Here is a 14,534-nt window from a genome sequence, read left to right as displayed (position 1 = left end):
TTTTATTACTGCGATACGCGTCGCGATATAGTTTTTCCTACGAGTTGTCAGTCGGTTTTGGCGATCTGGCGGATACGGTCAATGCCGTGAATTTCCCGGATGACGTCTGCGACTTCCGGTGGGACGCATTCATCCCAGTTTTCACCTGCGATCATGCGGGCACGAATTGATGTTCCGGAAAGCATTTCTCTCTGATACATGGGAGGTGAGGTGACGGTTATTCCTGCTTCACGGAAGAGCTGGATGACGAGCGGGTTTGAGGTGTAGACGGTGTCAAAGGGCGGCGTCATGGATTTGACATGAGAAACCCAGAGGGCATTTCGCTTGACGTCCTCCAGAGGAATGATGTAGATGGGGATGTCGATATTTTTGAGGGCACGGCTGATCATGAGGACGCGTTCGCCTGCGGTGAAGGGGTGACGGAGGTCATGACTGATCTCTGCACTGCCGATTCCGATGATGAGTTCGTCGACTTCGTTTGCAATGCTGTCGATGACGGCATTGTGGCCGTTGTGATAGGGCTGAAATCTTCCAACGTAGAGGCCTCGTTTCATTTTTTTCCTCCGATGAGTGCTGCGGTTCTGGCAGCTACCGCGCCTGCGGTAAATCCTGCGTCGATGTTGACGACGGTTATTGCGGCGCAGGACTGGAGCATGGAGGCGAGAGCTGCTTCGCCGTGGCCCATGTAGCCGTAGCCGGTGCTGACCGGTACGCCGATGACCGGTTTGTTGACAAGGCCTGCAACGACTGAAGGAAGAGTTCCTTCGCGTCCGGCGCAGACGATGTAGATGTCGGCTTCTTTGAGCCGTTCGAGTGCAGGGAAGAGCCGGTGAATTCCTGCAACGCCTACGTCGTAGGCTGTGAGTACAGCGGTCCCCATTTCTTCGGCGATGGTTCTGGCTTCTTCGGCGACGCGGATGTCTGAGGTTCCGGCGGTTACTATGGCAACGGTGCCGCCTACGGATTTCGGGACAGTGCCGTCCGAGAGAATGAGGATGCGGCAGATTTCGCGATAGTCTGCGGTGATGCCTGAAGGCAAGGCGGCAAGTACTGCTGCGGTTTGTTCGGGGGTGATGCGGCTTGCGATAACGCGTCCTGCAGCACGGACGTAACTATGCATGATTTTGATGAGGGAATCTGTGTCCTTTCCTTCGGCGAGGACGACTTCAGGGATGCCGCAGCGATCGGTTCTGGCCAGGTCGAGGTTTGCGACTTCGTCCACCGGAAGACCTGCGATGAGCTGTTCGGCGGTTGCTGGGGAGAGGGTGCCGTTCCGTACCTGTATGAGTATTTCAGGGAGGGTATGATGTTCCGGCATGGTTGTACTATAGTAGGGCGGCAGGAGATATTAGGGTGATGGGCTATACGGTCTGGGCATTTGCATTGATCTTTTCAATGGTTTGCCGAATGCCATTCCAGAGACCCTGGTCCCCTGAGAAAAGATCTACGACAGTTCCTTTGTCAGTAAACGGTGTTCCCTGAAGGACTGACATATCTGTCATCATGCCGTTTTTGACGATGTACTCGACAATCCGGTTGAGGAAATATATCTGCTGCTGATTGAGACGGGCATCCTGCAAGTAGATGGAAAATGCTTCTTTCGCTGCGTTCATGTCAAGGCCGACGATCTCCCGCACAAACACTCCGAGGGGCTTACTTCCATATTCTGCTTTGTACTGTTCATGACTTCCCACTTCTTTCCAGAGAATATTTTCAAGAACAGTAATGTCATTGCTATCTAATGGAACGTTTGTTCTTAGTTTCGAAATGACCGGAACATTCTGATGTTCACGCAGATATGCTATCGCCTTTTCTTTATAGGTTCTCAGGTAATCCTCGGTCAGATCAGATACATGCCATTCTGTCTCCAGGATTTTATCACTGAAGTTTGTGTCATAGATTGTTTTGGATCCTGCCGGAAGGTACTTCATGAGGTCGCGGAGTTTGTTCCGGATGTGTTCAAGTTCACTGATGCCGGCATTTTTGACATAGTCTGTATGGAGAATTTTTCCAATCAATTCTTTTTGTGCAAGAATCTCAGGAATAGTTGAGATGTCGGCAATTGCTCTGACTTTTTTCAGAAGATCTTTTCTGGCTTTTGGATAGGGTTTGCTTACCAGCCATGCGAGTTCAAGACCATACAAAAGAGCGTCGAATCGTACGGCTGATGCTTCATCGTTACTGGGAAGGATGAGGGGTGCAATCTCCTCAGAAATTTTGAGCGTGTCTTCGTAGGTCAAAACCTGCCAAGCCGTTTCTTCCCGATATCGATCAATGTATCGCAGATGCTGACGGACGGCGAAGTTATCCCGGTTAAGTTCTTTGACCTTTGTCAGAAGATCAGAGATGAGATCACGCCGGAAGCTGCGGAGAGATTCTGTCTGGTACTCGTACTCCTGAAGTTTGTAGGCCATCTCAGTCTGAAGACTGAAGATACATTCCTGCACTGTCATGATCGTGTCGGTTTCGCGACCGTGATCATTGACGCGGAAAAATTCGAAGTTGCCGCAAAAGTCAAAGATGTAAAATTTGTCTTTGTCGGAACCATCGATAAGGCCAGGGCAGAGTCGTGTGCCGCGTCCGATCATCTGCCAGAACTTTGCTTTGCTGAGAACTTTTTTGAAGAAGACAAGGTTAACGACCTCAGGGATGTCAATGCCGGTATCCAGCATGTCAACGGAGATTGCGATTTGCGGGTATTTTTCGGAATTTGAAAATTCGTCGATGAGGCTTTGGGCATAGTTGGTGTAGTTGTCAATGACACGGACGTAACCTGGCGGATAATTTGGGTATTCTCTGCCAAAGATCTCGTAGATCTTTTCGGCATGGGCATGATTTTTCGCGAAAAGAATTGTTTTTCCAATTTTACTTCCATAGCCGATTTTTATGCCGTGGGTAAAGAGTGTTGCAAGTACTTCTTTGATGGTGTCGGCATTAAAGATCCATTCGTTGAGTGCGGAACTGTCGATTGCCTGAGGAATTTCTCCGTTTTCATCGAGGAAGAGTTTTTCGTACTCTTCTTTTTCTTCTTCGGTGAGTTCATCGTAGATGATTCCGTCGGTAAGAAATTTGAGTTTTGTTTCGATGGAGACAAAGTCAACGAGGTAACCGTCGGCAACTGCCTGAGCGAGATCATAGCCATAGGTGGGGATGCCGGATTCGAGGCGGAAGGTTTCGTAGGTATTTTTGTCGATCTCGTCTTTTGGGGTTGCGGTAAGACCGATTAGATGAGCATCGAAGTAGGTGAAGATGTCTTTGTATTTGTTGTAGATGCTGCGATGGGCTTCGTCGATGATGATGAGATCGAAGTGGCCGCAGGTGAAGAGTTTTCCTCCATCTTCATCCCGAACATCGTCGATGGCGTTCATCATGGTCTGATAGGTGGAGAATACTGCTCTGGCGGTTGCAACATTTTTTTCTTCGCAGAGGTTGGCTGCGGCAAGGTCGGGGAGGAGGTTGGCGAAGGATCGTTTTGCCTGTGTGACAAGGCTGGTTCTGTCTGCTAAGAAGAGGATGTTTTTGATCCAACCGGAACGGAGAAGGAGGGCAACTAAGGCGATGACTGTTCTCGTTTTTCCGCTACCGGTCGCCATGACGAGGAGGGCATGTCTGCGGTTTTGTTTGCCGAATGTTTCGGTAACTGCAGTGATTGCTTCTTTTTGATAGTATCGTCCGGCAATGTTTTCGTTGATGATGATGTGTTCAAGAGAGGTTTTCTGGGTATGTTTGTTGTGTTCTTTCTGGAGGTCGAACTTGGCGTAGATGCCGGAGACCGGACGTTCCGGGTAGTGAACGTCGTCCCAGATTTTGGTGTCAAAGCCGTTGGTGAGGAAGATGATTGGTCTGATGCCGAATTTTTGTTCAAGGAGGTCGGCGTAGAGTTTTGCCTGCTGACGTCCGATCGCTGGGTCTTTGCAGGTTTTTTTGGCTTCAATTACTGCGAGGGGTTTGCCGTCGTCTCCAAAGAGGACATAGTCGGCATAGCCGAGGCCTGCTTTGTTGGGCATTCCGGCGAGTTCGTACTCTTCGAGCCAGTCGCGGCCGCGTGTCCATCCTGCATCCATGAGGAGGGTGTCGATGTAGAGTTTTCGGGTTTTGTATTCTGAGAGGTTGAGGGGTTTTGGAGATGATATTTTTTGTCCGGCAGGGATTTCGTCTGAGATGTAGCTGGCAGCGAGATGATCGAGGAAAACATTGAGGTTTTGGCAGGCGAGGTCTGTTTGTTCAGGTTCCGGACTGGTGGTGCTGTGAGCTGCGGCGTTTCCCAGAATTCGGATGTAGTTTATGCGTTTGTGGAGGTCAGGTCCGAGAAGGCTTCGGAGTTCGGGACTGTTGAGATAAGCGGCGAGATTGTCCTGATAGGGAGGGATGAGTGTTTTATCGTGGGCATACAGCCACTTAAGAGAGAGTTCGAGTGCTCTGCGGCAGGTGATGATTGCGGCAGCTGTGTCTATTGAACAGAGTTTTTCGGCGGCCTGAGCTGTCTGAAGGATGTCTTGGTATTTCGGGGGTTGATTATCAGATGCTGGCGGCATGTGTTTTGGATGTTTTTGGTATTTGTTGTGAGAGAGGTTAAAGGCTTTGGGTGAATGGGTCGGGTATTTTTTTGTGAGTTGGAGAATTACTAAGAATTACTAATTTGTGACAATTAGTAATTCGGATTTAGTAATTTGAATCCACCGAGTTTCCACTGATTTATCAAGAGAGTGATATTTATATGGATACGAGACGAGATATAGATCATTATCAGGGATGATGTCTTATGGATAGTACTACATTATCAGGGTCTTCCCTTCACAAAGTCTGTTCGCGAAAGGAGATAGTAAGGTATGAGGTACGGCATGCGAGAAAAGGTGCTGTGTCCGAAAAGGAAGCCATTTCTCGTATGTCCCCCGAGAGCCAGATGATCCATGCTTCGATGAAGTGGAGTGAAATAGGTTTTATTCCCTCGTTCAAGAACACGGATGCAGTTTTGCTGAAGGCGTCCCGTAGGACGTACGAGTTCTGCAAGCAGAGCCGATGAAAATTCTTTTTCTTTTTGCCGGTCCGAACGGGTCGGGAAAATCAACTGCGATTACCCAGACGCTTGATGCGTATCCAGAATGTGTGTATATTAACGCAGATTACTGTGCCAGATCCGATCCTCATATTTTGGAGATGCCTGATGGTGTGGAGCGTTCCATCAAGGCCTGGGAGGAGACAGAAAGGCAATTTTCTGAGATGCTTTCATCTGATGTCTGTTTTGCCTGGGAAACAGTGTTTTCCCATCATAGCAGATTGGCATTTATGGAGCATGTGAAGACTGCCGGATACCGTATTCGATTGACATATGTGATGACGAAAAATCCAGACATTAATGTTGCGAGAGTGAGAAGACGGGTTCTGGATGGTGGTCATGATGTACCGGAGGAAAAGATCAGAAAGAGATACGAGCGTTCGGTTGGTTTTCTGCCAGCAATGATTCTTGTTGCTGATGAGGCGCTGGTATATGACAATTCATATGACGACTGTGAACCGCTTCTGGTATTTCAGAAGGGGTTGGACGATATTGGAAGCCCGGATTGTTCGATGATGAATCGGGAGTTGATGGATGAAGAGGTGTATCGTTGGGTTCTTGATCGGGTGATTGGGCCGCTTGAGATGAAAGGAATTTATTGTCAAAGGGAATAGTTTTGCAGTTTGAAAATACCAGACATCATTTTTGGAATATTGCGTGTGCCACTCCCAATTTCGGTGTCCTGCGTTAACTAATTAAGGAATCATGTTCTATGTAGTGATTGAAGTGGAAAATATCCCCTCTTTCCATTGAAAGAATCGAATATGCCATTTCATTACCTAAAATATGGAGGTGATAATTTATGTTTCCAAATGATGTTGTGAGTCGTGCGTGGACACGAACAAACGGTCGGTGTGAGAAATGCGGAAAGCTTCTCACACGAGGTAACCGCGGACGTTCTGGACGTGGATGCTGGGAAGCCCATCACAGCAATCCTGCTCGCAAGGGTGGTACAGACAGCCTGCGAAATTGCCGGATTCTATGTTGGGAATGTCATTCCAAGACATTCTAATGTTGAGATATCGATAGATAAACACCTGTATTGTACTCAATCAGGCAATTGGGGCAGATCCCCCTGCCTCGATTTTTATAGTTTTTAGAGTATCGTCGCCCGTATCCTATGTTCCAAAAGTTCACGTAGATCGTTCGCATCCTTCCAGAGAATCAGATTGTCATGCGCAATGTCGAAGTGAAGCTGGTTTTTCCGCTCCCCGGTTGCATCCGTCTCTTCGAACCAGTCTTTCCGGCATGTTTTGATAACAGTCCTGCCCAGTCCTTTGGCATAACCTGCTTCGTAGTAGACGCCGAGATTGTTGTACGTGAAGTCGGCGATGATGAACCGGGATGTTTTGATTCCGCTGATGATTTTGTCAGTGATGTCGTCATTGTGTTCCTCTTCGTTGACGGTAAACGCGGTAAAGCCGCATGCTTCACAGGCAGGTTTGATGGCAGCGTCACGAATGACGAGATGGTCGTCGGGGGAGAACTGCATGGCGACAAACACTTTAGTGGAGTTTGTGTTGGTGGCGAGGAGGGATTCTGCGTATTGGAGGCCTTTGATAGTTATAATATATGCAGATGCCTCCGGCGAGAACTGATCTCTTTTTAGATATCCAAGTTCACATAAGGCGTCGATCATGAGTCTAATCTCTATTTCACTCTTTGCATATCCTACTGCTGGTGGAAAAACATCAGTACTGAGCATAACCGATTCAAAATCTTTCCCTGATCGGTACATGGTCAGGATAATTTTGTCCAACTTTTGCATGGAGGTTTTCGGAATTAATGAAGATGCGAGTATTTTATTGATGGTTTCAGGAGTTAGAAGAAGGCCATCGCCACCAAGTTTTATTGATTTTCTTCGATCTTCTTTTGTTTCAAAGAGATAACCAACAAGGAGGTGTTTATTTTGGATAGCTTCCAAATATTTTTGATCTAAGGAAGGGAGAGCGTAGGGGCCGCATGAGGGGCAGGTGATATAGTCTGTAAACCCTCTGTTATTACAATCAGCATAATTGCCGCAGATTGGGCAAATAATTTTTTCGTTAGATTCTTCACTCACTTAAATCACCCAAAATATTCCTGCATGAGAGATTTTTTCAAAATTTTCAACTGAGTAAGCCCGTTATGGATTTCAAATTTTGATTTGTCTATTTGTGAGACAAATCCGGCAAACTGTTCCTGAAGGTTTATTGGAGGCAATATAACTCTATATTCTCGCATCGCTTTCAATCCGACGTTCTTAATTGTACTTTTTGTAGATGCTGATTCAAGAAATTCCTTAAACGCATCACTCATCATAATTTCATAAATAAACACTTTGATGACAGTATTTTTCAAATTACAGTAACACACACTTTTGCCGAGAACAACTTCTTCATTATTATAATAGGCTACTCTACCAAGTGTGCCATTAATTGAAATCAATATCGCATTTTGATATATTGGAATATATAATCTATTGTACTCATTTTTTTCTACAAATTTCGTAGATTCAGTTATCACAATTTTACCATCCATTAGGTTATTTCCGTTAATAAATGGATAGTTTCCATTTTCATTGTACGTTGGTGTTCCATGCAAACCATCTCCGATACCATCACATAATTCATTTAGGGTCAGAGTATCCCATTGCATGAAATTTCTCACCGGATCTCCAAACATCTCCCCAAACCTCGCCTTCACCAGCATATCCAGCTGTGTGATCTGCGCCTTCCGCAGAGCTATCAGCGAATTTACATGATCTAAGGCCGCCGCGATACGCTGCTGCTCAGGAAGCGGAGGGAGGGGGATAAGTATATTCTCAACAACTTTTTTAGAAATTTCTTTGAAAGTCGCTCCATTCCCAAGAGAATTCAAATAATGTGTATTCTTCTTTAAAAAATAGAAGAGATAACGATTGTAAATTTTTGGAGAACATATCAGATTTTTAAAACCCTGATTGCAATACATGTCATCTCCTGCAATAGCAACTTTCCCAATTGGGGCTCGTGAGGTCAGTAAAACTGTTCCTTTCGGGATGAGTTGTAAACTGGCACTTAACTTTCCAGCCTCTGTTAAGTGTCGATCTGTGTCATGAATGTAATTGCTATCTATCTTAATCTCAGCAGGAGTTACCCATTTTACTGTACCGTTCCAATATTCAGAAACATGGGTTTTGGGTGTTGAACCAGAAACAATCTGGCACACATCCCCCAGTCGCACCATTGGCCATTTTTCCTTTTTCCCTCCCGTCAGATTCATCCTCTCCACTTTCTCAACTCCTTTCATGCTATCACCTCCCTCCATTTCACTCATCGTATTCCACCTCTCTGATGCGGCAAATCATATCCTGGCAATGGTGACATTTACGGTGACATCGACATGTCCCCAAACACCTACTCATGCAAATCACCTTCCAAAACGACCTCCCAATGCCCGGTCTTCTTCGACCCCACTCTCCTGATAACTCCCTTCTCCTTCAGCTGTGAAAGAATACGTTCGACCTGTCTGTCCGTAATCCCTGCATTTTGCGAAATATTTTTTGCTGTAGCCAACGGATTCTTCAAAATTTCCTCAAGCACCTGCCTCTCATTTATTCCGACATTTATTCCGACATTTATTCCGACATTTGTTCCGACATTTATTCTGGCATCATCCACAGAACCCGCCTCCGCCTCCCTCGCAAACGGCAGTACCACACGCACAAAATTCTCTGAAATTACAAACACCTCCTTTCCATACGCCTCTAAAATTCTTGGCACCCCTGAACCCAGATGTTCCACAATATTCAGATCACGAAACACCCGCATCAACTCCTTATTCCGTGGAGAAGACAAACCCGAAAAGAAATCCTCCTCAGTAACCCCGAACGGCAGACCCCCCATCGACGTAATCTCCACATGATCCGAAAAAAACTCAACCTTCGGTGGCGACGAATTCACATAATCATTATGCAAAAGCGCATTCAACACCGCCTCACGAAGAGCTGCCGGTTCAAGCAGCTTCCGCTCAACCCGCCTCTTCGGAGTAATCATTGCAAACGTCGTATTCTCCACAAGCAGCCGATCACTCAGACGATCAAACGCCTTCACCAGACAACAATACCCATACTCCTCATTCCCTGTCAAAACAACCCTGGATGCATCCGCATACTTCCCCATCTTAATCGAAACATCATTCTCATCCGCAAGCAAAAACGCCGCATAATTGTACTCACCCTCCGGCGTCATCAATCCCAGACTTCGCAAAAACTGTGCATTCAGCACATGACCCTTCTCCTCATAATAAATCTTCAACTGCCGAAACGTCAAATCCTGACGTGGAGAAGGAACCATCGCCAGACTATTTCGCACCCTCCGCGAAAACATCAGCTCAATCGAAACCTCCGGCAACGATTCAGCAGAACTCCCCCGCCTCACAAAACATCCGCGTGGAGACATCCCATACCTCTTCACATAATACGGCTTCTCCCAACCACTCGCAACAGAAACCTCCACCACAACACATCCCTCCTCCTCAAACAGAGAAATATCGCAAAACTCCAGACACGCAGGAGAAATATTATTTTTCAACCGATCCTTAACCCTCAACAAAACATCATCAGGATCCGAAACACCAACCACAACACCTGAATCCTCCACTCCAATCAAAATCTTTCCTCCAGTTTTGGAATTCAGAAACGCCACTACCCCACGCTCAAATGACTCCGTAAGCTCCCTCTTTAACTCCAACACATCCGACTCGAGCAAAACCATTCAGATCATCCTCTCCAGCTCATCAATCCCCTTCATAATCTCCCCCTCAATCCTCCGAATCTCTGCCAAAATCTCACTCGTTGGCGGAAACTCCTCAGCCTCATACACAACCTCCCGGTACTTATTCACCGACAGATCATAGCCGTTGCCAACAATCTCCTCCTTTGGCACAAAAAAACTCTTCTCCGTTCTCGCACGTCCCTCTTCTCCAGGCAAATCATGGAACCTTGACACAATATCAGAAATATCATTCTCTCTTACCGGAGATCTCTTATCATCCAGAGAAAAACCATCAGCCTCCATATCATACATCCACACCTTATCCGTCCCCCCGTGTCCGGTCTTCGTAAAGATCACAATCGCAGTTGAAACCCCTGCATATGGCTTGAACACTCCTGACGGCATCGAAATTATCGCCTCCAGCCGGTTGTTCTCCACTAACTCCTTCCGCACCGCCTTATGTGCCGAAGACGACCCGAACAAAACACCATCCGGCACAATCGCCGCACACCGTCCGCCAACCTTCAGCATCCGCAAAAACAAAACCAGAAACAACAGCTCCGTCTTCTTCGTCTTCGCAACCCGCAAAAGATCACTCGACACAATATCAAAATCCAGACTACCCTTAAATGGAGGATTCGTCAGAATCAAAGAAAACTTTCCCGCATCCGTATTCTGATCCGACAAACTATCTCGGTACTCAATATGCGGACTTCGAACACCATGCGTCATCATATTCATCGCCCCGATCCGCAGCATCGTCCGATCCATATCATACCCAAAAAACATCCCAGAATGATAATGGTTCAGTTGATCCTTATCATAAAAGATCTCCTCAAGATACCGTTCACGCAAATACTCTCCAGCAGAAACCAAAAATCCCGCTGTCCCGCATGCCGGATCGCAGATAACCTCCCCCGGCTTTGGTGCCATCAGCTCCACCATCATCCGGATAACATGCCTCGGCGTACGAAACTGTCCGTTCGTCCCCGACGTTGAAATCTTTGAAAGCAGATACTCATACACATCCCCCTTCGTATCATCCATCTCCCCCTGCTTCATCAAACCATAAATCCCATCCAGAGCATCCACAATCTGCGTTAACTTCGCCGGAGTCGGCACCTTAAAAATCGCATCTCCCATATACTGCGAGTACGCACTATCACGATTCGAATCAAGAGATTTGATAAACGGAAAAACGCCGGACTGCATCACCTCATACATTCTTGCTGCCGGAAAATCCCGAAACACCGACCACTTCAAAATCTTCGCATCACAAAGCTCCTCTGAAATTCTCACCTTTCGATCAAAAATACTCGAGTACGGCAACCCCAGCATCACACTCTCCTTCGATCTCTCATTATCCATATCATCCAGATCGTGAACAAACATCAGATACGTAATCTGCTCAATCACATCCAGAGGATTTGTCAGACCTCCTGTCCAGAAAACTTCCCACAACCCATCAATCTTATTCCGCAAAACCCCGGTGATCATTACCACAATATAGGCAATTCTCCCATATAAACAGACCAGCCTTTCTCACAACTCCCCCCTCTATTTATCCCCCCACAACAAACAGTACACTCACACACAAACCGATTATCCATGCAGCTTGACATCACCCCGAAAACCCTCACCTACCGCCTCTCAGAAACGGCAGTTACCGAACTTGGCTCCCTCACCGCAAAAACCCTGAAGGAAGGACAGATCGATCAGGAAGATGCCAGAAACTTACAGATAGCAGTTGAAAAAGTTCTTCTCAAATGGCTCTCTGTTTTGGGCGAAGGAAGCGAGTGTACGTTCCGCAGCGGCAGAAGACTCGGTCGCCAGTACATCACCCTCGCAGTTCCGGGTCCTAAAGTGAATCCGTTCTGCGGCGAAGAGGACTGCGTCTTAACCGGCGGCAACTCGGTCCAGACCCTTCTTGCAAATATCGGCCTCGTTCCGTCCTACCATTACGTCAACGGCGAAAACCAGATCGCCCTGATGCCGAAACGGAAAAAGATCAACCCGATCGTTTACCTGATCTGCTCCGTGATTGCAGGACTCATCGCAGGTCTTGCCTGCCGGTCTCTTCCGTCCGATGTTTCGCATGCCATCGCTGAAGGTCTGGTCACTCCTTTGTTTGACACCTTCATCGGCATTCTGATTGCAATCGCTCTTCCGATGATGTTTCTCTCCCTCCTCTGGGGCATCTACAGTATCGGCGACACGGCGACTCTGGGAAACATCGGCAACAAAGTCATCGGCCGCTACTTCGGAAGAATTTATTTTACACTCGTCGTCTGTACGTTCATCTGCCTGTTCTTCTTCCCGTTCAGTGCCTCGGGAGGAACGCAAGGGATCGGCGAGTTTCAGGCAATTTTTGCGATGCTGCTCTCCATCGTCCCATCCAACATCATTGCACCGTTCGCGGAAGGAAACACGCTGCAAATCATCTTCCTTGCGGTGGTATTCGGTCTTGCGATGCTTATCTTAAATAAAAAAATTCCAACGCTGGTTCAGATGGTCGGGCAGGCAAGCACGCTGATTCAGCTGGTGATGGAGTGGATCACTTCGCTTCTGCCGGTGATTATTTTTGTGAGTATTCTGCATCTGATGCTGACCGATATTGAGAATCTCGGCGATCTCTGGAAACTGTTTGCCGTGATTCTTCTCTGCGTTGCGGTGAATCTTGTTCTGATGGGCGGCGGCGTTGTTCTCGGCAGAAAAATTTCTCCGGTGCTTCTTGCAAAGAAACTGTTTCCTTCGTTCCTGATTGCTTTAACAACGGCTTCTTCTGCGGCAACGTTTTCAACAAATATGGAGACCTGTGAGAAGAGGCTCGGCATCTCAACGAGACTGGTGAACTTTGGTGTGCCGCTTGGAACTGCGTTTTCAAGGCCCGGGCATGCGGCAATCTTTTTCTGCGTGTGCATGTTTATGGCAAGTTATTACGCTGTTCCGATAACGTTGTCATGGGTTTTTATGGCGATTCTGACCTGCGGTCTTCTGGCTCTTGCGGTTCCGCCGGTGCCGGGAGGAGGTATTGCGTGTTACTCGATTCTTTTCCTGCAGTTAGGGATTCCTGTTGAGGCACTGGGTATTGCAGTGGTACTGGAGATTCTGCTGGATTTTTTGAGTACGGCGCTGAATATGGTGGCGGTTCCAATCGATATGGTGCAGGTGGCAGCAAAGCTGGATATGCTGGATGAGGAGAAGCTTAAGGCTGCGTGAGAAGATCTTCTGCGAAATCCTTCATTTTCCACACGAGCGGGAGCGGAAGTTCAAGCAGACTGCCATTTTCCTTTCTCAGTATTCTGAGGTTTTCCAGACTTATTTTTGTTGAGAGATGAGGCTCATAGAGTTCCCGGTATCTGGCAAGGCTTTTTGATCTGGTGTTTTCTGCTGATTTTACTTCGATGGGGATTATTTCGGTTTTGATCTGGAGTACGAAATCGACTTCGGCACGGTTGCCGGATTTCCAGAAAAATATCGGGCCGATATCCTGTGCGGCGAGTTCGGCGAGTACATAATTTTCCGTCAAAGCTCCCCGCATATGGGAGGTCTCAGGGTTTGCGGCGAGCAATGCTTCTGCCGGAAATCCACTCATGGTTCTGAGAAGACCGATGTCTGCGAGGTAGAGTTTGAAGTGGGTGGCATCAGCGTAGGCGGAAAGCGGAATGTCTGGCCGGTCAATTTTTTCTATTTTGTGAACGAGTCCGGCGTCGATCAGCCACTGAAGGGCGTCTTCGAGATCTTTTGCCCGGGCTCCGGATTTGACATGTCCGAAGACAAATTTGCCGGTGTCTTTGGCAAGTTGTCCGGGAATTGCGTCCCAGATGAGGCTGAGTTTGGGGACGTCTTTGAGTGGAGCGTGTTTGGCGAAGTCGAGGGTGTAGCTTTGCAGGATCTGTTTATGTGTTTCTTCGACGCGGGATGCATCATGTGTTGCAAGCCAGATGGAGACGGCTTCTGGCATTCCGCCGGTGATGAGGTAATCACGGTAGAGTGTTTTGAGTTCCGGCAGAATGCTTTTTGGAATCTGATCTTCTACATGAAGGTCGGCGAGGTGTGAACAGAGGAGGTCTTTGCCGTTTGCGAGCAGAAATTCCGGGAAGTTCATGGGATGGAGGGTGAGGATGGTGACTTTGCCGACCGGAAAGGAGAGCGGTTTTGCAAGGGCGATGCCAAGCAGGGATCCTGCACAGGCTATGTGCTGTTCCGGCAGATCTTCGGCGAAGTATTTGAGGGAGGTGAGGGCATTTGGACAGAACTGTATTTCGTCGAAGATGAGGAGGGTGGTGCCTAGAGTTATCGGGCGTCCGCGTAAGAGGCCGAGTTCGGTGAGGATTCGATTCGTGCTAAGGTCTGATGCGAAGACGTTGTGGAGGGGATTGTTTCCTTCGAAGTTGAAGTAGGCGGTGTCGGTGAAGTGTTCTTTGCCGAACTGTTTGAGAAGCCAGGTCTTTCCGCATTGCCTGACGCCTTTTATGAGAAGTGGTTTTCTTGCCGGATCGTTTTTCCATGCAAGGAGTTTTTTGAATATGTGCCGCTTCATGTATGCTCACCACACTTTTTCATATGTATTTTGCAGTGGTGTGCTGCAAAAGTGATATGTATTATGTGGTTGCTTGAGGGGTATTAAGGTAGTGGTGGTTCACTGGTGGATGATCAGTCCATGGTTATTTTTAGTTTCTCAGAAATCTGTTACTAAGATATGATCTTACTTTATCATCTATCAAATCAATCATAAATAC

12 protein-coding genes are annotated in these 14,534 nt (G+C 47.4%); 4 read left to right on the top strand and 8 right to left on the bottom strand.

Annotated features, from left to right (window positions below; translation table 11 throughout):
- Positions 1–47 precede the first annotated feature (47 nt).
- Genes McpCs1_RS04340 through McpCs1_RS04330 form a run of 3 tightly spaced genes read right to left on the bottom strand, consistent with a single transcriptional unit; the run spans position 48 to position 4,535 of the window.
- Entirely contained in the window at positions 48–554 is a 507-nt protein-coding gene (locus McpCs1_RS04340; RefSeq protein WP_338096035.1) for a nicotinamide-nucleotide adenylyltransferase, read from the bottom strand.
- On the bottom strand, positions 551–1,318 hold the full coding sequence (gene larB / locus McpCs1_RS04335; protein WP_338096034.1) for a nickel pincer cofactor biosynthesis protein LarB: 768 nt from the start codon (positions 1,316–1,318) through the stop codon (positions 551–553). Before larB ends, McpCs1_RS04340 begins: the two co-directional genes overlap by 4 nt.
- A gap of 43 nt (positions 1,319–1,361) precedes the next feature.
- Positions 1,362–4,535 (bottom strand): DEAD/DEAH box helicase family protein, encoded by a 3,174-nt coding sequence (locus tag McpCs1_RS04330; protein WP_338096033.1) that lies wholly within the window; start codon positions 4,533–4,535, stop codon positions 1,362–1,364.
- A 484-nt stretch (positions 4,536–5,019) separates the two neighbouring features.
- Here McpCs1_RS04330 and McpCs1_RS04325 point away from each other — a divergent pair, with 484 nt between their 5' ends.
- Together McpCs1_RS04325 and McpCs1_RS09330 are read left to right on the top strand one after the other, a co-directional pair.
- Positions 5,020–5,670: an ATPase gene (locus McpCs1_RS04325; RefSeq protein WP_338096032.1), complete on the top strand. Its 651-nt coding sequence runs from the start codon at positions 5,020–5,022 to the stop codon at positions 5,668–5,670.
- A gap of 188 nt (positions 5,671–5,858) precedes the next feature.
- A complete protein-coding gene (locus McpCs1_RS09330) occupies positions 5,859–6,068 on the top strand; it encodes an HNH endonuclease (RefSeq protein WP_420847065.1) in 210 nt (69 codons plus the stop codon).
- 84 nt (positions 6,069–6,152) lie between these two features.
- On the opposite strand, the gene McpCs1_RS04320 is transcribed toward McpCs1_RS09330, so the two are convergent.
- Complete coding sequence (locus tag McpCs1_RS04320) at positions 6,153–6,695, bottom strand: hypothetical protein (RefSeq protein ID WP_338096031.1); 543 nt, start codon at positions 6,693–6,695, stop codon at positions 6,153–6,155.
- On the opposite strand from McpCs1_RS04320, the gene McpCs1_RS04315 reads away from it, so the two are divergent.
- Complete coding sequence (locus McpCs1_RS04315) at positions 6,694–6,945, top strand: hypothetical protein (RefSeq protein ID WP_338096030.1); 252 nt, start codon at positions 6,694–6,696, stop codon at positions 6,943–6,945. The genes McpCs1_RS04320 and McpCs1_RS04315 overlap by 2 nt on opposite strands.
- A 178-nt stretch (positions 6,946–7,123) precedes the next feature.
- On the opposite strand, the gene McpCs1_RS04310 is transcribed toward McpCs1_RS04315, so the two are convergent.
- The 3 genes from McpCs1_RS04310 to McpCs1_RS04300 form a co-directional block, all read right to left on the bottom strand.
- Positions 7,124–8,326 carry a restriction endonuclease subunit S gene (locus McpCs1_RS04310; protein ID WP_338096029.1) on the bottom strand — a complete coding sequence of 401 codons (1,203 nt, stop codon included), beginning with the start codon at positions 8,324–8,326 and terminating at the stop codon, positions 7,124–7,126.
- A gap of 107 nt (positions 8,327–8,433) precedes the next feature.
- On the bottom strand, positions 8,434–9,792 hold the full coding sequence (locus tag McpCs1_RS04305) for an RNA-binding domain-containing protein (RefSeq protein ID WP_338096028.1): 1,359 nt from the start codon (positions 9,790–9,792) through the stop codon (positions 8,434–8,436).
- On the bottom strand, positions 9,793–11,289 hold the full coding sequence (locus McpCs1_RS04300) for a class I SAM-dependent DNA methyltransferase (RefSeq protein ID WP_338096027.1): 1,497 nt from the start codon (positions 11,287–11,289) through the stop codon (positions 9,793–9,795).
- A gap of 111 nt (positions 11,290–11,400) precedes the next feature.
- Between McpCs1_RS04300 and McpCs1_RS04295 the strand changes: the two genes are divergently transcribed.
- A complete protein-coding gene (locus McpCs1_RS04295) occupies positions 11,401–13,011 on the top strand; it encodes a dicarboxylate/amino acid:cation symporter (RefSeq protein ID WP_338096026.1) in 1,611 nt (536 codons plus the stop codon).
- Here the strand turns inward: McpCs1_RS04295 and McpCs1_RS04290 are convergent.
- Positions 12,998–14,335, bottom strand: a complete 1,338-nt coding sequence (locus McpCs1_RS04290; protein ID WP_338096025.1) for an ATP-binding protein — start codon at positions 14,333–14,335, stop codon at positions 12,998–13,000. The genes McpCs1_RS04295 and McpCs1_RS04290 overlap by 14 nt on opposite strands.
- Positions 14,336–14,534 lie beyond the last annotated feature (199 nt).

Origin of the sequence: Methanorbis rubei, assembly GCF_032714495.1 — an archaeon.
Taxonomy (GTDB): Archaea; Halobacteriota; Methanomicrobia; order Methanomicrobiales; family Methanocorpusculaceae; genus Methanocorpusculum; species Methanocorpusculum rubei.
Note: the sequence above shows the minus strand (reverse complement) of the source record. Positions and strands in the feature narration are given on the sequence as shown.